Source organism: Frateuria sp., from assembly GCF_035943815.1.
Lineage (GTDB): Bacteria > Pseudomonadota > Gammaproteobacteria > Xanthomonadales > Rhodanobacteraceae > Frateuria_A.
The window spans coordinates 120,291-141,785 of sequence record NZ_DASZBU010000001.1 but is presented as its reverse complement, the minus strand read 5'-3'; the positions used below and the strand labels follow the sequence as shown (position 1 = coordinate 141,785).

General features: G+C 70.4%; 17 protein-coding genes and 1 pseudogene. 3 read left to right on the top strand and 15 right to left on the bottom strand.

The genetic code is table 11. The features are described 5' to 3' along the window. Positions 1 to 36: 36 nt before the first annotated feature. From VGU65_RS00625 to VGU65_RS15610, 6 genes and pseudogenes are all read right to left on the bottom strand, one after another. A complete protein-coding gene (locus VGU65_RS00625; RefSeq protein ID WP_327472218.1) occupies positions 37 to 957 on the bottom strand; it encodes a VOC family protein in 921 nt (306 codons plus the stop codon). Next, positions 954 to 1,859: an SMP-30/gluconolactonase/LRE family protein gene (locus VGU65_RS00620; RefSeq protein ID WP_327472217.1), complete on the bottom strand. Its 906-nt coding sequence runs from the start codon at positions 1,857 to 1,859 to the stop codon at positions 954 to 956. The genes VGU65_RS00625 and VGU65_RS00620 overlap by 4 nt, the downstream gene beginning before the upstream one ends. Next, positions 1,852 to 2,322: a cupin domain-containing protein gene (locus VGU65_RS00615; RefSeq protein ID WP_327472216.1), complete on the bottom strand. Its 471-nt coding sequence runs from the start codon at positions 2,320 to 2,322 to the stop codon at positions 1,852 to 1,854. The genes VGU65_RS00620 and VGU65_RS00615 overlap by 8 nt, the downstream gene beginning before the upstream one ends. Further along, a complete protein-coding gene (locus tag VGU65_RS00610) occupies positions 2,319 to 2,813 on the bottom strand; it encodes a DoxX family protein (RefSeq protein ID WP_327472215.1) in 495 nt (164 codons plus the stop codon). The genes VGU65_RS00615 and VGU65_RS00610 overlap by 4 nt, the downstream gene beginning before the upstream one ends. A 163-nt stretch (positions 2,814 to 2,976) precedes the next feature. After that, entirely contained in the window at positions 2,977 to 4,545 is a 1,569-nt protein-coding gene (locus VGU65_RS00605; protein ID WP_327472214.1) for a GMC oxidoreductase, read from the bottom strand. 289 nt (positions 4,546 to 4,834) lie between these two features. Beyond that, a pseudogene (locus VGU65_RS15610) lies at positions 4,835 to 5,074 on the bottom strand (Rid family hydrolase); the annotation flags it as partial. Between the two features lie 221 nt (positions 5,075 to 5,295). Between VGU65_RS15610 and VGU65_RS00600 the strand changes: the two are divergent. After that, positions 5,296 to 5,769: a GNAT family N-acetyltransferase gene (locus tag VGU65_RS00600; protein ID WP_327472213.1), complete on the top strand. Its 474-nt coding sequence runs from the start codon at positions 5,296 to 5,298 to the stop codon at positions 5,767 to 5,769. 12 nt (positions 5,770 to 5,781) lie between these two features. On the opposite strand, the gene VGU65_RS00595 is transcribed toward VGU65_RS00600, so the two are convergent. The 6 genes from VGU65_RS00595 to VGU65_RS00570 form a co-directional block, all read right to left on the bottom strand. Continuing rightward, the gene (locus VGU65_RS00595) at positions 5,782 to 7,392 is read right to left on the bottom strand and encodes an ArnT family glycosyltransferase (protein ID WP_327472212.1); all 1,611 of its coding nucleotides are present in this window, start codon (positions 7,390 to 7,392) and stop codon (positions 5,782 to 5,784) included. Positions 7,393 to 7,522: 130 nt separating this feature from the next. Next, the gene (locus VGU65_RS00590) at positions 7,523 to 7,870 is read right to left on the bottom strand and encodes a GFA family protein (protein WP_327472211.1); all 348 of its coding nucleotides are present in this window, start codon (positions 7,868 to 7,870) and stop codon (positions 7,523 to 7,525) included. A gap of 68 nt (positions 7,871 to 7,938) precedes the next feature. Then, complete coding sequence (locus VGU65_RS00585; RefSeq protein WP_327472210.1) at positions 7,939 to 11,025, bottom strand: efflux RND transporter permease subunit; 3,087 nt, start codon at positions 11,023 to 11,025, stop codon at positions 7,939 to 7,941. A gap of 3 nt (positions 11,026 to 11,028) precedes the next feature. After that, the gene (locus VGU65_RS00580; RefSeq protein ID WP_327472209.1) at positions 11,029 to 11,943 is read right to left on the bottom strand and encodes an efflux RND transporter periplasmic adaptor subunit; all 915 of its coding nucleotides are present in this window, start codon (positions 11,941 to 11,943) and stop codon (positions 11,029 to 11,031) included. Continuing rightward, positions 11,940 to 13,445, bottom strand: coding sequence for a TolC family protein (locus VGU65_RS00575; protein ID WP_327472208.1), 1,506 nt, complete (start codon positions 13,443 to 13,445; stop codon positions 11,940 to 11,942). The genes VGU65_RS00580 and VGU65_RS00575 overlap by 4 nt, the downstream gene beginning before the upstream one ends. 70 nt (positions 13,446 to 13,515) lie before the next feature. Beyond that, positions 13,516 to 14,259, bottom strand: a complete 744-nt coding sequence (locus tag VGU65_RS00570; protein WP_327472207.1) for a SapC family protein — start codon at positions 14,257 to 14,259, stop codon at positions 13,516 to 13,518. A gap of 251 nt (positions 14,260 to 14,510) precedes the next feature. On the opposite strand from VGU65_RS00570, the gene VGU65_RS00565 reads away from it, so the two are divergent. Continuing rightward, entirely contained in the window at positions 14,511 to 15,110 is a 600-nt protein-coding gene (locus VGU65_RS00565; protein ID WP_327472234.1) for an HNH endonuclease, read from the top strand. Here VGU65_RS00565 and VGU65_RS00560 read toward each other — a convergent pair. Next, positions 15,107 to 15,619, bottom strand: coding sequence for a low affinity iron permease family protein (locus VGU65_RS00560; RefSeq protein ID WP_327472206.1), 513 nt, complete (start codon positions 15,617 to 15,619; stop codon positions 15,107 to 15,109). The two genes, VGU65_RS00565 and VGU65_RS00560, sit on opposite strands and share 4 nt — an antisense overlap. A 128-nt stretch (positions 15,620 to 15,747) precedes the next feature. On the opposite strand from VGU65_RS00560, the gene dxs reads away from it, so the two are divergent. Continuing rightward, a complete protein-coding gene (gene dxs / locus VGU65_RS00555) occupies positions 15,748 to 17,640 on the top strand; it encodes a 1-deoxy-D-xylulose-5-phosphate synthase (RefSeq protein WP_327472205.1) in 1,893 nt (630 codons plus the stop codon). 7 nt (positions 17,641 to 17,647) lie between these two features. On the opposite strand, the gene prmC is transcribed toward dxs, so the two are convergent. Then, entirely contained in the window at positions 17,648 to 18,472 is an 825-nt protein-coding gene (prmC, locus tag VGU65_RS00550; protein ID WP_327472204.1) for a peptide chain release factor N(5)-glutamine methyltransferase, read from the bottom strand. Between the two features lie 132 nt (positions 18,473 to 18,604). Next, a complete protein-coding gene (locus VGU65_RS00545; RefSeq protein WP_327472203.1) occupies positions 18,605 to 21,286 on the bottom strand; it encodes a M1 family metallopeptidase in 2,682 nt (893 codons plus the stop codon). Positions 21,287 to 21,495 lie beyond the last annotated feature (209 nt).

Here is a 21,495-nt window from a genome sequence, read left to right as displayed (position 1 = left end):
CGCCATGCGTCCGGTCCCTTTGGAGTGGAGCGCATTCTACCCAGGCGCCATGGAGCGCTCCTGCTGTAGCAGCAGGCGATGGCCGCTCGGGTCCTTAAGCATCGCCATCGCCTGGCCGTCGAGGTCGACGACCGGCTTCCCTGCGCCGCCCGGAAGCCTGGCGAGCAGTGCCTGCAGGTCGTCCACCTCCAGCACCAGCCGGTCGACGACCCGGTCGTTGCCGGCAGCATGCGGGTGCGAGCGGTTTCCCGGCGGCATGCGGTAGCCGAGCAACTCCAGGTGCGGCGGTCCGCCCTGCGCCGCTTCCAGGCCCACCACGTCGACGTCGGCCCCGTGCAGGCCGTCGAGCCGGTCCTGTTCGGGGCCCCGGTTGTGCGTGCGTGTGGTCGGGCGCCAGCCCATCCGGCCATAGAAGTCCACCGACGTCTCGGCATCGGCCACCGCGATGGCCGAATGGTCGACACCCAGGAACAGACCCGGCGCCTGCCAGCAGGGCGCGCCCACGCCGGCGGGAAAATGGATCAGTTCCAGCGGATGCCCCTCCGGATCGCGGAACTTGAACGCACTGACGCCGCCGGTGTTGGCCGGCAGCGTCTGCGGGCCGCCGAGGCTGATCGGCGCGAACGGATGGCGGCCCAACCGTGCGTAGGCCGCCGGCATGTCGGCCACCACGATCGCCAGGTGCTGGAAGCACAGGTCCGACGCGCCGGCCTGAGCGGGGTAGGCCGCACCGGGCGGGTCGAATGCCACCAGTTCCAGTTCCTGCGCGCCCAGGCGCAAGCGGGCCACTCGGGCGCACGCGCCGGGGACACCCATCAGTTCGCCCCAGCCCGGCGCATCCATGCACACCTGTTCCACTACCGAGAACGCCAGCGCCTCGCGATAGAACGCCACCATGCGCGCGAGGTCGCCGACGTTGCGGCTGACCCGCCGCAGTCGCAGCACGCGCCCGTTCATGGCCGCTGCGCGCCGCGCGTGTTGGTGTAGATCGCGAACAGGGTCTGCGAGGCGCACAGGAACAGCCGGCAGCGGTTGCGGCCGCCGAAGCACAGGTTCGAGACCGGGCTGGGCACCCGGATCCGGCCCAGCAACGTGCCCTGCGGATCGAAGCAATGCACGCCGTCGTCGCTGGCGATCCACAGGTTGCCCCGCTCGTCGCAGCGCATGCCGTCGGCATGCCGGCCGAGGAAGCAGCGGCCGTTCGCCAGCCGGTTCACGCCGTCACTTCCCTTTTCGACCTCGAACACGCGGATCTGCTGCCTCGGTCCGGCGGCGAACTGCAGCCCGGTCTCGGCCACGTACAGCCGCGTTTCGTCGGGCGAGAAGCACAGTCCGTTGGGTCCCTCGAAGTCGTCGGCGACCACGCGCAGGCGGCCGCTGGCCGGGTCCAGGCAATACACGTTCGCCGGCAGCTCGGCGTGCTGCTTGCCGCCCTCGTAGTCGGTCTGGATGCCGTAGGGCGGATCGGTGAACCACACGCCGCCGTCCGATTTAACCACCACGTCGTTGGGCGAGTTCAGGCGCTTGCCGTCGTGACGTTCGGCGAGCACGGTGACGGTGCCATCGAGTTCCGAGCGCGTGACGCGGCGGCCGTGGTGCGAGCAGGACACCAGGCGCCCTTCGCGGTCGCGCGTGTGGCCGTTCTCGAAATCGGAGGGCTCGCGGAAGACCGACACGCCGCCGCCTTCGCACCAGCGCAAAACGCGGTTGTTCGGGATGTCACTGAACAGAAGCTCGTCACGATCGGCGAACCACACCGGCCCCTCCAGCCAGCGAAAGCCGGTGGCGAGTGTCTCCAGCGGCGCATTGGGAAGTACCAGCGCCCTGAAGCGGGGATCGACGATCTCGAAATCAGCCATCGCGCTCGTCCACTGCGTTGGCCGGACGCCCGCGTGCGGTCGATCGGTCCAGCTGCACCAGCATCAGCACCGCCGGCAGCTCGCCGACCGTGCCTGAGCGATGCCCCTTGCGCCCCTGCGCATCGGCCGCGCAGTGCTGGTCGCCGCCGAAGGACACCTCGCCCGCGCCCATCTCCACGCGATGGCCGTCCATGCTTTCGACGAACCAGCGGCCGGACAGCGGCACGATCCACTGCGGCTTGGGATTCTCGTGCCATTCGCCTACCCAGCCCACCGGCAGCACGGCGAACACCACGCTGGCCTGGCCCGTGCCCTGCGGCGCGTTCCACTGCGGCGCGGCGCCGCCCATGCTCTGGCGCTCGAAGTCGTCCGCCACGCAGCGCGACTGGTGGCTCGTACCCTGCTCGTCGGTCCAGATGCGCCAGTAGGTCAGGCGCGGCGACGCGGATGCATCGGCGTTCATGGCGCGTCTGCGGCTGGCAGGGCCGATGCGGTGCCGGCCGGCGTGTACACCGGCGTGGAAGACAGCGGATGCGTCACCACCGCCCGCGCCGGCGCGAGCTGGGTGCCGAAGGTGAGCAGCAGCATCCCGCCGGCCACGCAGAAGTTCTTCAAAAAATCCCAGAAATGCGCGCGCGCCGCGCTGTCGCCCCGGGTCCAGAAGTCCGGGTAGGCCCAGAAGTTGTGGTAGAGCAGCGCGGTCACCACGCAGTAGAGCCCGAGCAGGAACGCGGCCAGCCGGTCGTGCCAGCCGGTCAGGATGCAGGCCGGGCCGAGCAGCTCCAGCGCCATGCCCAGCACCAGCAGCACGGGGCCGCCGGGCAGGAAGCTCGAATTGGCCTGCTTGAGCGCGCCTTCCCAATTGAAGATCTTGTCCATCGCGCTGAAGGGGAACAGCACGACGAGGAATACGCGCGTCAGCAGTGGCAGGCCGATCAGGTCGATCCAGTTCATGGCGCCGCCCTCGTCCGTGCAGGGAGATCGTGCGTCCGTTTGCCTTTGGCGTCATTTACGCGAAAGCGCCCAGCGGATTCCCGCTTTTGCGGGAATGCCAGCGCGGCGGGGGTGCGGAACGCGCCTTTTTCCCCGTCTGCTCCCGCCGCCACGAGGAATCCGTTCATGCGCCCAGCCGCTCCTTCAGGTGATCGGCCACGCGCAGGGCGTTGGCGATGATCGTCAGCGTGGGGTTCACCGCACCGATCGAGGGGAAGAAACTCGCATCCGTGACATAGAGATTGTCCAGCTCGTGCGCCTTGCAGTTGAGGTCCAGCACCGAATGCGCCGGGTCGGTGCCGAAGCGCAGCGTGCCGGCCTGGTGCGCAGTGCCGCCGATGGGGATCTCCTTGCCCAGCTCGAACTTGCGCTCGAGCAGCTGGGGATGCTTGCCGGCGCCGCGCACGAGCCCCTTCAGCTTGTGCTTGAGCCGCTCATGCGCCTCCAGGTTGTTGGCATGCTGCTCCAGCGTCACGTGGCCGTCCGGGCGCAGGCGCACGCGGTTCTCCGGCCGCGGCAGGTCCTCGCTGGAAAGCCAGAAATCCAGCGCGTGATGGGCCATCTGCTCGAACGGAAGGTCCGGCAGCCACTGCAGCCAGTCCGGCAGCGCCTCGCCGCGGATGGTCTGCGGGTGGGACTTGCCGGTCATCTGGATCAGGCCCATCGGATAGCCCCAGTCGTCGGCGCCGAAGTAGTAGTCGGCGACCGCGAGCGTCTTCTCGAACACCGTGTCGTTGCGCTCGCGCGAGAGCGCCAGCATCACCGACTGGTTGTGTCGCATGTAGTTGCGCCCGACCTGGTCCGAACCGTTGGCCAGGCCGTTGGGGTGGCGGTCGTTGGCCGAGCGCAGCAACAGCAGGGCCGAACTCAGTGCGCCGCAGGCGACCACCACGATGTCTGCCGTGTACACCTCCTGCTGCTGGTCGCGCTGCACGTTCACCGCGGTGATGGTGCGCCCGCCCGGGTCGGTGTCCAGCGTGTGCACGTAGGCGCCGGTCAGCAGGGTCACGTTCGGGTGCGCGGCCAGGGTGGGATCGACGCAGATCACCTGCGCATCGGCCTTGCCGTTCAACAGGCATGGATAGCCGTCGAAGGCGGCGCAGCGGATGCACACGCTGGTCGGCGACACCACGCCGTTTCGCTCGTCCAAGAGGATGCCCAGCGGCATGTGGAAGGGATGCACGCCCTGCCGCGCGAAACTGTCGTGCAGCTCCTGCAGGCGCGGTTCGTGCGACACCGGCGGATGCGGGTAGGGGGCGCCCGCGGGCGGCTCGGTCGGGTCCTCGCCGCGCTGGCCGTGCACGTGGAAGAGCTGCTCGGCCTGCGTGTAGTAAGGCTCGAAATCGGCATAGGAGAGCGGCCATGCCGGCGAGACGCCGTCGGCGTGGCGCAGCTCCTGGAAATCGCGTTCGCGCAGACGGAACAGCGCCGCGCCGTACATCTTCGAGTTGCCGCCCACGTAGTAATGCAGCCCCGGATGGAACAGCGCGCCGTCCTTGTCGTACCAGCTCTCCTTGGCCACATAGGCTCCGTCGACGAACACCGCTTTCGGGTCCCAGTTCTCGATCCCGCGCTTGAGGTAGCCACCGCGCTCCAGCAGCAGGATGCGCTTGCCGGTCGGCGCCAGCCGCTGTGCCAGCGATGCTCCCCCAGGCCCCGTGCCAATCACGATGACGTCGTAGTGCTCTGGCATGCCGTCTCCTGCAGATCGCGGCGGCGGCCGCGTTGGGGTTGCGGACGCAGGCCGGCGCTTCGCCGGCGCGGAGCGCACCCGGAAACGCCAGCATGCGCGCCACGATGTGGTCCCGCCGTTGACGCCCCCGCGCGGCGGGACCAGCGCTGCGGCTTGCGGCCTGCCAGGACCGCTCGGCGGCCACTTCGATCATCAGCTCGGGACGAAACAGCGCATCGACCTTCCCCAGCGTTCCGGTCGCCGGCGCATCGGTGGGCGGGTAGTGCGAGCGCCCATCGAACTGGCCGAAGTCGGTGACGTTCATGTCGGTACCCGGCACGTCCTTGAAGTCGGCCCCGCTGCACACGGAGAGGCGCAGGTTCTCGAACACCGGCACGCATTGCGCGCGGAAGTGGCCGGCATCGACGATCCTGCCCCGGCGGTCCATCGCCACCTGGCCGGAGACGGACACCCACCGTCCAGGCAGCGCGACCATCACCTGCGAATAGCCATGCGCCGGCGGCAGCGCGGTCGGGTCGATCGCCCGCATGGGCTCCTGCGCCCGCACCTTGCCGGCCAATGCCAGCACCAGGCAGGCCAGCAGCGGCATGGAGGACCGGAAGGGCGTGGCGGGATCGGACGGCGCATCGGAGCTCTCCTTGCGAGGGGGAAGCAGGGGCTTTAGCAAGCGCTCCGTACCGGCCGGGGCTTCCCCGCCGCGCCTGCTCGGTGTAGAACCGCTCCAATCGTTGCCAATCGAATGACTGCCGCATGAGCGACACGAACTTCCTGATCCGTCTGGCCGAGGACGACGACGATTTCATCCTGGGACTGATCCCGCGCTTCGTGGATTTCCCGCTGCCGCCCTGGCGCAAGCGGCACGAATGCATCGACGGCATCCGCAAGGACTTGCTGCGGCACCTGGAGGACGGCACCGCCAACGACTTCCTGTTCGTGGCCGAGGACGAGGACGGCGAAGTGGTCGGCTTCATCGAACTGCAGAAGACACAAGACTTTTTTACCGGCCGCACCAACTGCCACATCAACAACATCGCCGTGGCCCCGGCCCACGAAGGCCAGGGCGTGGGCAAGGCGCTGATGGCGCATGCAGAGGCGTGGGCGCGCGAGCACCGCTGCGCGCTGATCACGCTGGCGGTGTTCCCCGGCAACGAGCGCGCCCGTGCGCTGTACGAGGCCGACGGCTTCGCCACCGACCTGCTGCGGCTGGCCAAGCCGGTACGCTAGCTTGCGCGCGCCCTAGTCACCCGCGTCGGCGGGCTCTTCGGGCGCGCGGGTGCGGGCGTTAGCGGCGGCCTGGGCAGCGATGTCGGCGGCGCGCCAGATGGCCAGGCGCCGGCCAAGAAAGGGCTGCTGGTACAGCGGCGTAGCCGCGTAGTCGTAGTGCCGGTAGCTGCTGATCACCCAGCCGCCGGGATGTGCGGTCGCCCAGGCCGCGACCTGGGCCTGGCTGCGGGCGGTAGCAATCGGCGCAGTGAGACGGCCGGCGAAGGTGTACAGCCCCTGCTGCTGACCGGCATGCAACAGCGGGATGCCGGCGCGCTGGGCCGAGGCGATGCGGGCGGCGGCGGCCTGGACCGCATAGCGCGGCCCCAGCCCCAGCACGAAGGCCGCCTTCGCCAGCGCCACCAGTACCAGCGTCGCCACCGCCGCGGTCGCCACCGTGGTCGGGCGCCGGCCGCGCGCGACCAGAGCCACGCCCGGCAACGCCGCGCCGCCCAGGCAGGCGTAGGCCATGACCGGTGCCTGCGGCGCCAGACGCGCCAGCGCGACGGCGAATCCCACGGCAATGACCAGCAGCACCAGCCCCACTCGCCAGCCGACCACCCGCCAGCGCCCTGCCGCCAGCCTCGCGCCGGCCGGCAGGGCCAGCGCCGGCAACAGCGGCAGCAGGTAGTGCGGCTGCTTGCCGCTGATCAGACAGAACACCAGGAACGCGGGCAGCGTGGCGGCCAGGGCAAAGCGGTCGAGCAGGCGATGGCCGGGCGCCGCGGCCGGATCGCTGGCAGGCACGCCGCGGCCAAGGCCGAGCGTCCACGGCAGCATCAGCAGCGGCACGATCGGCAGGTACCAGGCCGGCCCCCGGTCGTGTGCGAAGCTCTCGGCGACCCGGCCGGCGGTCTGCTTGAGAAAGATCGCATCGCCATACGCCGGACCGCCGGCCCGCGCGGCCGGCAAGGCCCAGGCCAGCGCCAGCACGGCCGCTCCCGCCAAGGCCAGCAGGAGGGCGAGATAGTGCCGCCCCGGCCGGCCACGTACCGCCGGATGCCACCAGGGGGCGAGCAGCGCCGGAAGCCCGCCGACCAGCAGGCTGACCGGACCCTTGGTCAAGATGCCCAGGCCCAACCCCAACGCCAGCCACACGGTGCCTAACCTCATCTGCCCGCGCGCCAGCCACACGCCGCCCAGCCACGCGGACAACACGCAGAGGGTCAGCAGCAGGTCGAACATCACGGCCCCGGCGAAACCCGCGAAGGCGATGCAGCCCAGCCACAGCCACGTCGCCTTCGCGGCCGCCCGCGCATCCGCCGAAAGCGCAAAGGCCAGGCGGCGCAAGGGCGGCAGCGTGGCCAGCGCCAGCAACACCTCCAGCAGGCGCGCGGACCAGGCATGCACGCCAGTCACCCACCAAGCCAGGTTGATCAGCCAGAACAGCAGCGGCGGCTTGTCCGGGTAAGGCGCACCGTCCAGCCACGGCACCAGCCAGTGGCCGCCGGCGTGCATGGTCCACGCCACCGCCAGATAACGCGTCTCGTCGATCGGCACCGGCGGAAGGAAGAACGCCGGCAGCACCAGCGCCGCGCACGCGGCGACTCCCAGCAACGCATACCCGCCGACTGGACGCTCCACGGGAAAGTCCTGTGCCTGGCCACCCCGCCGGGCCGCCCATCGGCCCCGCTACCGGCCGCAGGCTAGGGCGGCTGCCGTCGCGGACCGATGACGGCGGCGTCATGCGCGGGCCGCCAGGCCCCGCCACCGGTCAGTAGCTGCGCCCGTCCACCGCCACGCGCTCGAGCCCGTCCAGTGCCACGCCCTCCAGGCATCGCACGTTGATGGCCGCCATCGCCTGGCCGTCCGGCGCCTGGCCCAGGCCGAACGGCGCACAGCCGCAGGTCGGGCAGAAGCGGTGCTGGATGACGTGCTTGTTGAAGGTGTAGGTAGCCATGTCCTGCTCGGGCGTGGCCAGCGTGAGCTGCCCGCGCGGCACGAACCACAGGAGGTAGCCCTTGCGGCTGCAATGCGAGCAGTTGCACTCGATGGCCTTGTCAAGGTCGCCTTCGACGTCGAAGGCGATGCGTCCGCAATGACAGCTGCCGTGGTAGCGCATGATGAACTCCGTGTCGTGGCGAAGGCCCCATTGGAGCACGCACGCGTGCTGGATGGGCGGCGCGCCTGCTAGGCCGCGCCGGACTTTGCCGCGGGTCGCAGGTAGCGCCCGGCCAGCGCGGGCATCACCAGCAGGTTGAGCATGGTGGAGGTGAGCAGGCCGCCGAGGATCACGATCGCCATCGGCCCTTCGACCTCGCGCCCGGGCTCGCCGCTGCCCAGCGCCAGCGGCAGCAGGCCGAGCGCGGTCACCAGCGCGGTCATCACGATCGGCGTGAGCCGTTCGCGCGCGCCGCGCAGCACGGTGAAGCGGTTCCAGTGCGCACCTTCGGTGTCGATCAGGTGCTCGTAGTGGGCCAGCAGCAGGATGGTGTTGCGCGCGGCGATGCCGAACAGCGTGACGAAGCCGACCAGCGCGCCGATGGAGAGCACGCCGCCGGTCAGCGCCGCTGCGATCACGCCGCCGACCAGCGCAAAGGGCACGTTGGCGAGGATCAGCGCCGTGCTGCGCCGGTCGGGAAAACTCAAGAGCAGCAGCGCGACGATCGCCGCACCGGCCAGCCCGCTGTGCAGCAGCAGGGTGTGCTGCGCCTGCACCGCGCCCTCGGCGGCGCCGCCGAACTCTACGTAGTAGCCGGCCGGCAGCTTGAGCTGGCGGTCGAGCGCCGCGCGCGCCTTGGCGACGAAGCCGACCACATCGGCCGTGCCGGGCGTGATCGCCACCACCAGCCGGCGGCGGCCGCCTTCGTGCTGGACGCTGGCGCGGCCCTTGACCAGGTCGACCGCGGCCACCTCCGACAGGGGCACGCTCTGCCCGTCCGCCGCCGGCAGCAGCAGGCTGCCCACCGCCTCGGGGTCGTGCGAGGCAGTGTCGTCCAGCGTGAGGCGGATCTCCACCGGCTGCACGCCGCGGTACACCTCGCCCACGATGACGCCCTGGTGCGCGGCAGCGACCGCGTCCAGCACGTCGGTCATGCGCATGCCGCGGGCGGACAGCCGGTCGGGATCGGGCGCGATGCGCATGGTCGGCACGCTGGGCGATTCGGCCAGCCGCACGCTGCCGGCGCCAGGCACGCTCCGCAGGATCGCCTGCGCCTGCGTGGCGAGTGCATCGAGCCGGTCCAGATCCTGACCGTACAGGCTGAGCGTCACCGGCGCGGTCTCACCCGAAAGCGACTCGCTGATGCGGTCGCCGAGAAAGGTGACCACTTCGGAGGTCAGCCCGGGATAGCCGTCGAGCAGCTTCCGGAGCGCCGTCTCGATGCGGATCTGCGCGTTTGCCGCAAGGCCGGGCTTGAGCTCCACGTGCAGTTCGCCGCGATTGGGCGGCCAGGTGTCCTGCACCGCCTCGGCGCGGCCCATCTGCAGCGACACGCTGGCCACGCCGGGGATCGCCAGCACGCCGCGGCTGATGCCCTCGCCGATGCGATCCATCTCTTCGAGCGATGCGCCCGAAGGCCCGGTCACCTGCAGTACGAAGTGGCCCTCGCGGAACTCCGGCATCAGCGAGGCGCCGAAGAACGGCAGCGCCGCCACCGCCAGCACGCCGATCAGCAGCACCGCGACCAGCAGGCCGCGGCCGTGCGGCATGGTGCGTTCCAGCAGACGGTACTGCGCCAGCTTCATGCGCTTGAGCCAGCGGGGCTCGCGGTGCCGCCGCCCGGGGCGCAGCAGCAGCAGGCACAGTGCCGGCGTCACTGTGAGCGCCACCAGCAGCGAGGCGAACGTGGCCAGCAGGAACGCGCCGGCCAGCGGCGCGAAGAAACTACCCTGCAGGCCCGGCAGAAGAAGGATCGGCACGAACACGAAACCGACCACCACGGTGGCCAGCACCACTGGCCGGCGCACCTCGACCGAGGCGGCCAGGATAGTTTCGATGCGCGGCGCATCGCGCCCGGCCACGCGCAGGCGGCGGTCGATGTTCTCCACGTCGATGATGGCATCGTCCACCACCACGCCCAGCGCCACCGCCAGGCCGCCCAGCGTCATGGTGTTGATGGTCCAGCCGAGGTAGCGCAGCGACAGCACGGCGAGCGCCAGCGACAGCGGGATGCTCACGAAGGAGATCAGTGCCGTGCGCCAGTCCTTCAGGAACAGCACCAGCACCACCAGCACCAGCACGGCGCCGAAGGCGAGCGCGTTGCGCATGTTGGCCAGCGCCACCTCCACGAAGGTGGCCGGCCGGTGCAACGCCGGCACCAATGTCACGCCCTGCGCCGCGAGCATGGGTTTCAGGTCGTCCAGCGCCTTCTCCACCGCGCGGGTGACTTCCAGCGTGTTGCTTCCGTACTGGCTGGTCATCGCAACGAGAATGCCGGGGCGGGCGTCGATGCGCGCGTCGCCGAAGGCCGGTGCGGCGGCCACGCTCACGCTCGCCACGTCGGCCAGGGTGATGTTGCGGCCGGCATGCCGGGTCAACACCGTGCGGCCCAGTTGCGCCGGGTCGGTCAGGCCGCCGTCGGCTTCCAGCACCACGCGCTGGCTGGGCGTGTCGACGTAGCCGGCGCCACGCACGCCGGTGGCGGCGGTGGCGGCCAGGCGCACGTCCTCCAGCGTGAGCCCGTAGGCGGCGAGCCGGTCCGGGTGCACGCGCACGTCCCACTCGCGAACGCCGCCGCCGAACACGATCGCATCGGCCACGCCGGGCACGGCGAGCAGACGCGGCTTGATCGTCCAGTCGGCCAGCCCGCGCAGCGTGAGCGGATCGAGCTTGTCGCTGATCAGGCCGAACTTGAGCAGGTCCATGGTCGAAGACGTCATCGGGCTCAAGGACGGCGCGTGCACGCCGGCCGGCAGGTTGGCCGCCGCCTCGGTGACGCGCTCGGCCAGCAGCTGGCGATCGCGGAACGGATCACTGCCGTCCTTGAACACCACATCGATCACCGCCAGGCCCTGGATCGACTGCGAGCGCACTACGTCCACGTCGGTGGTGCCGTTGACCGCGTTCTCGATGGTCTGGGTGACGCGCTGCTCCACCTGCAGCGCGGTGAAGCCGGGCGCCTCCACCTGCACGGTGGCCTGCGCCGGCACGAACTCGGGAAAGACGTCGTACTTGGCGTCGAACACGCGCTGCACGCCCAGCGCCAGCACCAGTACGGCCAGCAGGACGACCCAGCCGGACGCGCGCAACGCGCTGCGGATGATCGCGGCAAGCATCGGTCAGTCGCCGTCCGAGGCGGCCTCGCCGGGCGTCGGCGCGGCATCCACCGCCACCAGCGCCTCGGCGCCCTGCACCACCACGCGCTCGCCCGGCTTGAACGGCGCGCCGACCAGCCAGCCGGCCGGCGTCATCGCACGCGGTGTCACCGCGCGGCGCTCGAACTGGTCCCGACCGGTGGCGACGTAGGCCCAGTCCTGCCCGTTCCAGCGCACGATCGCCGCGCGCGGCAACAACACGCCGCGTACCGGCGGGCCGTCGGACTGCAACTGCGCGGTCAGCACCATGCCCGGGACCAGCTGACCGGCGTCCGCTTGCAGCAGCCAGCCGGCGGCCAGGCCCGATGTGCTGCGCGGCAGCCTGCCGAGCACCTGCGCGGGGGCGTCCACGCCGTGCGGCATCTGCAAGGTCGCCGCGCGCACCAGCATGGGTGCGTCCGGGCGGCCGAGCGGTTCGGCCTTGAGCAGCACCTGCTGGCCGGCGACCAGTGCGTCGATCAGCCGATCGCGGCGCTTCGCATCCATCTCCTCCAGGTCGTCGCCCCAGACGCTGCGTAAGGCGATGCGCGCCTCGCGCAGCCGCGCCTGGTCGGCGACCGCCTGTGCCTGCGCCGCCTCCAGCGCCTTGCGCGAGGCGTTGCCCTGCGACGCGAGCAGCACACGCGTGCGCGCGGCCTCGGCACGCGAGGCGTCGGCGGCGGCCTGCGCGGCGGCGACATCGTCGACCGCCTTGGCCAGCGGCACCGGATCGAGCACGTCGGCGACGGCCCGCGTGGTCATCGGCATCTCGCCATCGGCCAGCGTGGCCAGGCGCAGGCCCAGGCGCGACTGCGCGGCGGCATCCAGCTCGGTGGCGCCGACGGTGCCGGTAAGCGAAGCGAACAGCGCCAGGACGGCGAGCGACAGGGATGGCTTCATGGGGATTCTCCTGCGGGAACGGCCTTCCCATCTTTCATCGCAGCGGCTTGCGGGCCGGGCCGCGGGCCCTCGCTCTTGGCCGCCGGCGCGAGCGGATCGCGGGTTTCCATTGGCTGCCACAATGCGGCTTCCTCGGCATCCAGCGGCGTGCGCAACGCATCCTCCAGCGCGGCCTCGGCCTGCCAGGCGGCATCGAGCGCAGCGAGCGCGGTCTGCTCGGCGGCGAGCGCGGACAGACGGGCGGCGAGCAGCGCGGGGCGGTCGATGGCGCCCAGCGCGAAGGCATGCTCGGCCTGCGCGCGCGCGCTCTCGGCGGCCTGGCGCCCGGCGCGCGCCGCGGCCAGCGCCGGCAGCGCGGCGGCCAGCCGGGCGCGCGCGGCCTCGATGGCGCCGGCGATGTCGGCCTGCACCGCTCGCACGTGCGCAGCGGCCGTCTCACGGCGTGCTCGCGCCTCGGCGATCGGCCCCTGGTTCTGGTTGAACACAGGCAGGCTCAGGCTGGCGTTGAAGGTGAGCTTGCGCATGCCGTGGTCATAGGTGTAGCCCGGCCCCAGCGACAGCTGTGGGTACTGGTCGTGCACCTGCTGGCGCAGCTCGGTCTCGCGGCTGGCGTAGTCGTCCAGCGCACGCTCCAGGTCGGCGCGCGCGAGCAGGGCCTGGTCGGCGAGCGTGTCCAATTGCGCCGGCGTGGGCGCGGTCGGCTGGTCGAAACCGTCCCAGCGCAGGTCCAGGCCTTCCAGCGCGCTGGAAGGCAGACCGATGGCACGGGCCAGCTGCGATCGAGCGCCGGCCATGCGCTGCGCTGCTGCAGCCTGGTCGCTGCGCGCCTGCGCCAGCGTCTGTGCAGCCTGCAGGGCGACCTGCGGCTCGTCCTCGCCCAGCGCCACGCGCTGGCGGGCGGCCTGCTCCAGCGCCCCGGCCGCGGCCACCGTGCGGGCGGCAAGCGCCTGCTGGCGCTGCGCGATGCGCTGCTGCACCAGCGCGTCGCGCACGGTGCTGCGCACCTTCCACAGGCTCTCGGCGTAATCCAGCCGCGCGCCGCGCACGCCCTGGTCGGCCAGCTGCACGCGCAGGCGGCGGCGCAGGCCGCCGTCGAGCAGGAAGTCGGTGCTAAGTCCCCACAGCCAGGGCGCACTGCCGACCTGGGCCTGGGTATAGCGCTCCAGTGCCAGGCTCAGGGTCGGGTTGCGCAGCGCGCCGGCGGTGCGCACCGCGGCGCTGGCCTCGGCCAGGTGGCTGCGGGCCTCGTCCAGGTCCGGGTTGAGCGCCAGCGCCGCCAGCACCAGCTCGGCACGGCCATAGCTCGAGGGCGGCCACTGCCCGTGGTCGCGAGCAGGCAGCCACGGGCGCAGGCGCGCCGCAAGGGACGGGTCGTCCAGCCGGCGTGCCTGCCACTGCGCCCGGGTCGCGGCCGGATCGACGGGCGCGGGGCGGTAGGTGGCGCAGCCGCCGAGCAGGGCCGCGGCAGTACACGCGGCCAGGCAAAAAAAAGGATGGCGCATGGCGCCATCCTCGCAAGCCGTGCTTAGCGCCGTCTAAGGCCGCCGCGGCTGGCGCGGCGGCGCACGGGCATCAACCTCCGGCGCTCTCGCGCAGGTCCAGGCGCTGGGCCAGGCGGTCGATGTTGGGCAGCGACAGCAGGTGCGCATAGATCCAGCCCAGCACGCCCTCGCGGAGGAACTCGTAGGCGGTCTTCTCGTCGAGCTGGCGCAGCTTTTCCTCGTTGACGACGAACAGGCCGTTCAGGTTGATCGACTTGCCGTCCTTCTCCAGGCGGATGTTGCGCGGCTCCAGCAGCTGGTGCTTGCGCAGCTGGTCCATGAACCAGTGGGTACGCGTCACGTGCTGCTGGAACTCGCCCAGGAAACCCACTGCGTTGGTCAGCATCTCGCTGTCGCTGCCGTCTTCCTTGAACAGGCGGTCGCCCTCGTCGCTGCCGAAGCCTTCATAGGCCTCGTCGAGGAACACGGTGAAGTCGTCGCCCTCGGTCCCGGCCGGCTTTTCGGCCAGGATGAAGGGGTAGCGGCGCACGAAGGCCGGCACGTAGATGTTGGTCGCCCACTGGCCGTTCTCGTCGACCAGCAGGTTCTCGTTCTGGCGCAGGCCGAGGAGCGCCATCGGGCCGGCATCCTCGACGCTCTGGCCGGCGAACAGGATCGGCAGGTCGCGCGCGGCAATCGGGAACTCCGCGCCGGTCAGCGGCACCGAGTGGGCGGCAGCCGCGAACTTCAGGCTCGGGATGCCCTTCAGGCGCAGGTCCTTGTGCTGGGTGCGGTTGAGCGGCACCGGGCGCTCGTAGAAAAGTACTTCAGCCACGTCTTGTTACCTCTGCCCCGCCGTGCCGGGGCCGCCACCGATGGCCACCCCTCCCAAACCCGGCGTCGGGTCGCGAACTTGCCACTATATCAGCGGCCAGTCGCGTGGGCGAATCCAGCTCCGCGCGGCAGATCTGTCAAGCGCGTCAAATGCTTATGCGCGCGCTGTCATCGAGTTGGGCTATGCTGGATCGCGAGCGCATCGTTGCATCGACCTACGCCCGAACCTACGAACTGGCTGAAGGAAACCGCATGCTGATGGAAGTGCCGCGCCGGGATCTCAACTCCACCCGGGTGCTTTCGCTGGACGCCGCCGGCCGCATCCTCGACTGGATCAGCTGGCAGGACGCCGTCTGCCTCTACGTCCGCGAGGCCGTGGCCTGGACCCTGGGCGATCCCTGCCTGACCGTCCATGGCGGCCACAACCGCGCCCGCGGGGAGCGCAGCCGGCTGGACCTGCACCCGATCGTCGCCAGCACCGGCCACTGCCGCGACCACGCGATCGACCCGGCACCGGCGCTGACCAACACCGCCTTGTTCGCCCGCGACCGCCACCTTTGCCTTTACTGCGGCAACCAGTTCGCCCGCGGCGAACTGACCCGCGACCACGTCGAGCCGGTCTCGCGCGGCGGCAAGGACGAATGGGAAAACGTGGTCAGCGCCTGCCTCGCCTGCAACCTGAAGAAGGCCAATCGCACGCCGCAGCAGGCGCACATGCCGCTGCTGGCGGTGCCCTACCGGCCCAGCTGGGTGGAGCACCTGATCCTGTCCAACCGCAACATCCTCGTCGACCAGATGGAGTTCCTGGTCAGCCACCTGCCGCGCGACCGGCGCGGAGCGATGGCCGCCTAGCTTCCCGGCCCGGCGTGCGCCTTCGCGTGGTCGGCGCTGGCCTGGGCAAGCTCGCGGTCGATCTCCCTGACCTCCTCGCAGGCCTCCTCCGCCTCTTCCTCGAACCGCGCGCGGCGGCTGGCGTTGTGGCTGCGCCGGGCCTCTTCCTCCTTGCGATGGGCCAGCTTGCGGTAGTTCTCGCGGATGCGCTCCAGCGCGTCCTCGTCCAGGCCGTCCAGGTCGATCAGGGAATTGCGCGCCTCGGTCGCTCGGATCAGCTCATCCAGCTTGATCTGCAATGCGGCGCTGTCGCGGTTCTGGCTGTTCTGGATCAGGAACACCATCAGGAACGTGATGATGGTCGTGCCCGTGTTGATCACCAGCTGCCAGGTATCACCGAAGTGGAACATCGGCCCGGAGGCGGCCCACACGACGACGATGAAGGCGGCGGTCAGGAAGGCCGCCGGCCTGCCCGAATAGCGCGCGGTCGCCTCGGCGAAACTGCGGAAAGCCTGGGAAAGCTTGCTCATGGCTCGCGTCCTCAAGGAGACGTCGCGGCAAGCTTGCGCAGCAATTTGTATGCCCGGCGTGCAGACTGGCGGCAGGCGTTCACGTTGCCGCCCTTGCCCCGTCCTGCCGCTGGACCAACAATACGCCGATGATCGACCTCTCCCGCTACCCCCACCTGGCCCGGATCGAGACGCCGGACGACCTGCGCCGCGTGCCCGACGCCGAGCTGCCCGCCGTGGCGGCCGAACTGCGCCAGTACCTGATCGAATCGGTCGCCAGCTCCGGCGGCCATTTCGGCGCGGGCCTGGGCGTGGTCGAACTGACCGTGGCGCTGCACCACGTGTTCGACACGCCGCGCGACCGCCTGGTGTGGGACGTGGGCCACCAGTGCTACCCGCACAAGATCCTCACCGGGCGGCGCGACCGCATCACCACGATCAAGAAAAAGGATGGCCTCGCGCCGTTCCCGCGCCGCGAGGAGAGCGCATACGACACTTTCGGCGTGGGCCACTCCTCCACCTCGATCTCGGCCGCGCTGGGCATGGCCATTGCCGCGCAGCGGCGCGGCGACGACCGCAAGTTCGTCGCCGTGATCGGCGACGGCGCGATGACCGCCGGCATGGCCTTCGAGGCGCTCAACCACGGTGGCGACGTCGAGCCCAACATGCTGGTCGTGCTCAACGACAACGGCATGTCGATCAGCGAGAACGTCGGCGCGATGACCAAGATGATGGCCCGCGCGATGGCCAGCCGCCGCCTCAACGCCGTGCGCGAGCGGGCCAAGAAGGCGATTCCGCGGCAGTCGCTGTTCGGCCGCTTCTTCAAGAACTGGGAGGAGCACGCCAAGGGCATGTTCCTGCCTTCGACGCTGTTCGAGGAACTGGGCTTCCACTACACCGGCCCGATCGACGGCCACGACATCCCGGCCCTGCTGCGCGCTCTGCGCACGGTCAAGAATCTGCCCGGCCCGCAGCTCCTGCACGTGGTCACCACCAAGGGCAAGGGCTACGCTCCGGCCGAACAGGAACAGATCGAGTATCACGCCGTCGGCCCGTTCGACCCGGTCGCCGGCGTGGTGAAGAAGGGAGCACCGGCCAAGCCGACCTACACCGACATCTTCGGCGACTGGCTTTGCGACATGGCCGCAGCCGACGAGCGCCTGCTCGGCATCACGCCGGCGATGCGCGAAGGCTCGGGCCTGGTGCGTTTCTCCAAGGAATACCCCAAGCGCTATTTCGACGTGGCGATCGCCGAGCAGCACGCGGTGACGCTGGCCGCCGGCATGGCCTGCGAAGGCGCCAAGCCGGTGGTTGCGATCTACTCGACCTTCCTGCAGCGCGCCTACGACCAGGCGATCCACGACGTGGCGCTGCAGAACCTGGACGTCACCTTCGCCATCGACCGCGCCGGCGTGGTCGGCCCGGACGGCGCCACTCACTCGGGCAGCTTCGACCTGTCGTTCCTGCGCTGCCTGCCGAACATGCTGATCATGGCGCCGGCCGACGAAAACGAGTGCCGGACGATGCTGAGCACCGGCTTCGAATACGAAGGCCCCGCAGCCATCCGCTACCCGCGCGGCACCGGCCCGGGCGCAGCCGTGCGCAAGGAGCTGGACACCCTGCCGATCGGCAAGGCCGAGCTGCGCCGGCGCGGGCACGGCCTGGCGATCCTCTCCTTCGGCGCGATGCTGGCCCCCGCCTCGGTGGTGGCGGCGGAACTGGACGCCACGCTGGTCAACATGCGCTTCGTCAAACCGCTGGACGAGGCGATGATCCTGGAGCTGGCCAGGACGCACGATGCCTTCGTCTCGCTGGAGGACAACGCGGTGGCCGGCGGCGCCGGCTCCGGCGTAGCCGAATGCCTGGCCGCGCACGGCCTCGTCAAGCCGATCCTGCATCTGGGCCTTCCGGACGTCTATCTGGAGCACGGTAGCCGCGAGGAAGTGCTCTCGATGGCGGGCCTGGACCTGCCCGGCATCCGCAACGCGATCCGCGCGCGCTTCCCGCAGCTGTTCGCCGCAGTGGCGGCCAGCGTGGGCTAAAGGCCGTTCAGGCCGCGCGGCCGCCGCTCACCCGGTCGCGCCCTTCCAGGTCCTGCGTGGTGAACACCTCGCGATAGCCGGCCGCCTCGAGCAGTCCGCGCACCGCCGCGCCCTGGTCCCAGCCGTGCTCGAACATCAGCCAGCCACCCGGCGCGAGATGCGCCTGGGCACCTGCGACGATGCGCCGGATGTCGTCCAGGCCGTCCGGGCCGGAGGCCAGCGCGCCGGCCGGCTCGAAGCGCAGGTCGCCCTGGGCCAGATGCGGATCGTGCGCGGCGATATACGGCGGGTTGGCGACGATCACTTCGAAACACGTGCCGGCCAGCGGCGCGAACCAGTCGCCATGGACGAAGGCTGTGTTGACGATGCGGTTGCGCCCGGCATTGCGCTGCGCCACGGCCAGCGCGTCGGCGCTCGCGTCGGTCGCTGTGACGCGGCCATGCGGACACTCGCGAGCGATCGCCAGCGCGATGGCGCCACTGCCGGTGCCCAGGTCGAGCACCCGCGGCGATCCACCCGGCGGCAGCCGTGCCAACGCCAGCTCCACCAGCAATTCGGTTTCCGGCCGCGGGATCAGGGTGGCCGGATCCACTTCCAGTTCCAGCGTCCAGAAACCGCGGCGGCCAGTGAGGTAGGCCACCGGCTCGCCTGCCTTGCGGCGCGCGACCAACGCGGTGAAGGCCGAAACCTCGGCGTCGGCCAGCGGATCGTCGGCATGCGCGATCAGCCAGCTGCGCGGCTTGGCTAGCACGTGGGCCAGCAGGATTTCGGCCTCGGCACGATCGCCAAGAAGGATGGCGGCATCGGACAGGAGTGAGCGGACTTTCGTCATCGGAAAGGGGTTTTGCAAGCGGGATGCCAGTGTAGCCACGCCGCACGCTGCCGCCCCCTTCTTATCCGGTCCGACCAAAGAAAAACGCCGGGCGTTGCCGCCCGGCGTTCGGAGCGACGGCGGGCGCCGTCCTCAGTGCAGGATTGCCTCCGGATCCTGCTTTTCCGCCAGGGCGGCACACAGCAGGGTGCGCTCGGTGGTCTGTGCCAGGCCGCGCTCGGCGCCGGTGACGTCCTTGGCGCGCGTCTTGAAGAACGACTGCAGGCGGTCGGCCTCTTCCTGCGAGCAGCCGCCACCGCCCATCAGCGCGGGCAGGCGGCCGCCGGCGAAGCTGCCGGTGCGGGCGACGATCTGGTCGTAGTGACCCACGGCCCAGTTCCACATTGCATCACGCTGGGCGCGCGTGTCGCGGCCGCCGCGCAGCAGCGCCGCCATTTCGCCGACCTTGACCTGCTTGTCCAGCGCAAAGTTGCGCACCTGCTCGGACAGCGCCGGATCCTCGACCGCGCTCAGGCCGGCCAGGATGGCATTGCGCAGGGCCGGGTCGGAGGTCTTGGGAAGCTCGGCGATCAGCGCGCCGACCGCGCTCTTGCCATGCTCCTGCACGGCCACGCCGAGCGCCGTGTCCAGCAGGTCCGGATCGGCCGCGCCCAGGTCGAGGCGACCGTCGGCCTTGCGCTTGAGCGCGGCGTCACCCTGCTTGAGCAGTTCGGTGCGCACCTGCGGCAGCTTGACGTCGAGCGCGAGGAACCCGGCCAGCGTGCTGCGCAGCAGCGAGTCGCCGTCCGCCTCGCCCGGCTTGCGGTGGTAGCCGAGCAGTTCCATCCGCGGCAGGTAGGCCGACGAAGCCCACGCACGCAGCGCGGCGCGCGGCGCATCGGTGCGCGCGAGGTAACGGTTGATCCAGCCGAAGCTGCCCAGCGGTGCGGTGGCCACCTCGCGCACGCGCGAAGCGGTCAACGGCTTGAGCGCGGCCAGCAGGCTGCCGGCGTCGAGGTCGCCGTGCTGGAAGCTGGCGTCGGCCGCGTCGGCGTAGGCCAGCTGCTCGGCGTCGGTCAGCTTGCCGACCTGTCCGCCCGCCCGCGCCAGCTCGCCCTTGCCCATGCCGAAGCGGTAGTAGCCGCTGGCGTTGGCGTTGGGCATCACCCAGGTGTTCGCCGCCGCGCCCGGCAGCACCATGCTGCCCTGCGCCTTCTGCAGCAGCTCGCAGGCGACCTTGCTGCCGTCGGCGGTGCCGTAGCGCACGCACACCGGCACGCCCCACACGTGCTTCGCATCTCCCTTGCTGCCGACCGGCAGGTAGCGGCTCTGGCTGAGCTCCAGCACGGTCTGGCCGCCCTTCTGGCTCAGCTTCGTCTGCACGTAGGGCACGCCGGGCTGGTTGAGGAAGCTCTTGAACGCCTGCCTGAAGTCCTCGCCCTTGTCGGCCGCCTTGGCGATCGAGTCGACCAGGTCGTCCGCGGTGGCGTTGCCGAACTTGTGGTCCTGGATGTACTGGCGCATGCCCTTCTGGAAGGTCTTCTCGCCGACGTAGCCCTCGAACATGCCGAGCACGCTGGCGCCCTTCTGGTAGGTGATCGAGTCGAACGCGGTCTCGATGTCGCCGTTGCCGGTGATCGGCTGGCGGATCTTGCGCGCGGTGACCAGGCTGTCGTTGGCCATCGCGCCCTGCGCGCCACGCACGCGGTCCAGGTCAGCGCGGTAGTCCGGGTGCACCTTCATCGTCACCTTCTGCTGCATCCAGGTGGCAAAGGCCTCGTTGAGCCAGATGTCGTTCCACCAGTCGGTGGTGACCGTGTCGCCGGTCCACTGGTGGGCCAGCTCGTGCGCGTTGACGTTGAACGAGCCGCGCACGTACTGCGCCGGGGAATCGGGATCGAGCAGCAACAGCCAGTCGCGGAAGGTCACCAACCCTGCGTTCTCCATGGCGCCGGCGGCGAAGTCCGGGGCGGCGAGCAGATCCAGCTTGTCCCACGGATAGCCGAAGCCGTAGTACTCCTCCAGCGCGTGGATGATGCTCGGCGTTTCGGACAGCACGTGCCGCATGCGGTGGCCCTCGCCCTTGGCGGCGATGCCGCGCAGCTTGAGCGGCGTGGCGCGATAGGCATCCGGCGAGATGTCGGGGCCCGCCACTATGTCCCACGGGCCGACGCCGAAGGCGACCAGGTAAGTCGGCAGCGGCTTGGTCTGCGAGAAGGTCAGCGTCTTCCAGCCGTTGCCGGCGGGCGTGTCCTTGATCTGCCTGGTATTGGCCACGCCCTTCTCGTCGTTGGGTATGGTCAGGCTGATGTCGAACGGCGTCTTGAAGTCCGGCTCGTCGAAGCCGGGGAATGCGTAGCGTGCGCTGATCGGCTCCATCTGCGTCATCGCGTAGGGCACGCCTTCATGGCTGACCTTGTACAGGCCCTGCAGCTGTTGGTTGAGCGGCGCGGTGTAGTCGAAGGAAAGGGTCAGCTGCTGCGGCTTGAGGGTGCCGGCGAAGTCGACGCGGACCACACCCTCCTTGGGCGCCGCCTCGACGTACTTGGCCGCGTGCGTCTTGCCGGCCGCGTCGGTCACGCTGACCTTCGCGACCTTCAGGTCATGCCCGTGCAGCCAGATGTGGTCGGAGGCCTGCTTGAGGTCCACCTTGATCACCGTGGTGCCGGAGAAATCCTGCTGGCGCGGGTCGACCTTGAAGGACACCGCGTAGGACTGCGGCACGGCCCAGCGCGGCAGCTTGCCGCGCGGCACCGGGTCGTTGGTAGCGGCGAAGGCGGCGGCGCAGCAGGTGGCGAGCGCGGTGAGCACGAGCGGGCGGACGAATCGACGCATGGTGGTTCCCCAGGGGACGGTGAAGGCGGACCTTGGAAGCTAGGCCGGGCATGACTTGTGACACAGTGCCAAAAGGCATGGCCGGGCTGGCGGTGGCGTGAAGCGTGTCTCGGGCCGTCAAGGCCTCCGTCTTTCCCTCGCGGCTGCGCTCGGAGGAACGGAGGTCGTCCGCCTTGTCGGTATGAGCACGGAAGAGAAAGATCCGTCGA

What these genes read in the sequence shown, in the direction of transcription:
- VGU65_RS00625 (WP_327472218.1), bottom strand. Translation starts at nt 957, where the DNA reads ATGAACGGGCGCGTGCTGCGACTGCGGCGGGTCAGCCGCAACGTCGGC.
- VGU65_RS00620 (WP_327472217.1), bottom strand. Translation starts at nt 1,859, where the DNA reads ATGGCTGATTTCGAGATCGTCGATCCCCGCTTCAGGGCGCTGGTACTT.
- VGU65_RS00615 (WP_327472216.1), bottom strand. Translation starts at nt 2,322, where the DNA reads ATGAACGCCGATGCATCCGCGTCGCCGCGCCTGACCTACTGGCGCATC.
- VGU65_RS00610 (WP_327472215.1), bottom strand. Translation starts at nt 2,813, where the DNA reads ATGAACTGGATCGACCTGATCGGCCTGCCACTGCTGACGCGCGTATTC.
- VGU65_RS00605 (WP_327472214.1), bottom strand. Translation starts at nt 4,545, where the DNA reads ATGCCAGAGCACTACGACGTCATCGTGATTGGCACGGGGCCTGGGGGA.
- VGU65_RS00600 (WP_327472213.1), top strand. Translation starts at nt 5,296, where the DNA reads ATGAGCGACACGAACTTCCTGATCCGTCTGGCCGAGGACGACGACGAT.
- VGU65_RS00590 (WP_327472211.1), bottom strand. Translation starts at nt 7,870, where the DNA reads ATGCGCTACCACGGCAGCTGTCATTGCGGACGCATCGCCTTCGACGTC.
- VGU65_RS00585 (WP_327472210.1), bottom strand. Translation starts at nt 11,025, where the DNA reads ATGCTTGCCGCGATCATCCGCAGCGCGTTGCGCGCGTCCGGCTGGGTC.
- VGU65_RS00580 (WP_327472209.1), bottom strand. Translation starts at nt 11,943, where the DNA reads ATGAAGCCATCCCTGTCGCTCGCCGTCCTGGCGCTGTTCGCTTCGCTT.
- VGU65_RS00575 (WP_327472208.1), bottom strand. Translation starts at nt 13,445, where the DNA reads ATGCGCCATCCTTTTTTTTGCCTGGCCGCGTGTACTGCCGCGGCCCTG.
- VGU65_RS00565 (WP_327472234.1), top strand. Translation starts at nt 14,511, where the DNA reads ATGCTGATGGAAGTGCCGCGCCGGGATCTCAACTCCACCCGGGTGCTT.
- VGU65_RS00560 (WP_327472206.1), bottom strand. Translation starts at nt 15,619, where the DNA reads ATGAGCAAGCTTTCCCAGGCTTTCCGCAGTTTCGCCGAGGCGACCGCG.
- dxs (WP_327472205.1), top strand. Translation starts at nt 15,748, where the DNA reads ATGATCGACCTCTCCCGCTACCCCCACCTGGCCCGGATCGAGACGCCG.
- prmC (WP_327472204.1), bottom strand. Translation starts at nt 18,472, where the DNA reads ATGACGAAAGTCCGCTCACTCCTGTCCGATGCCGCCATCCTTCTTGGC.
- VGU65_RS00545 (WP_327472203.1), bottom strand. Translation starts at nt 21,286, where the DNA reads ATGCGTCGATTCGTCCGCCCGCTCGTGCTCACCGCGCTCGCCACCTGC.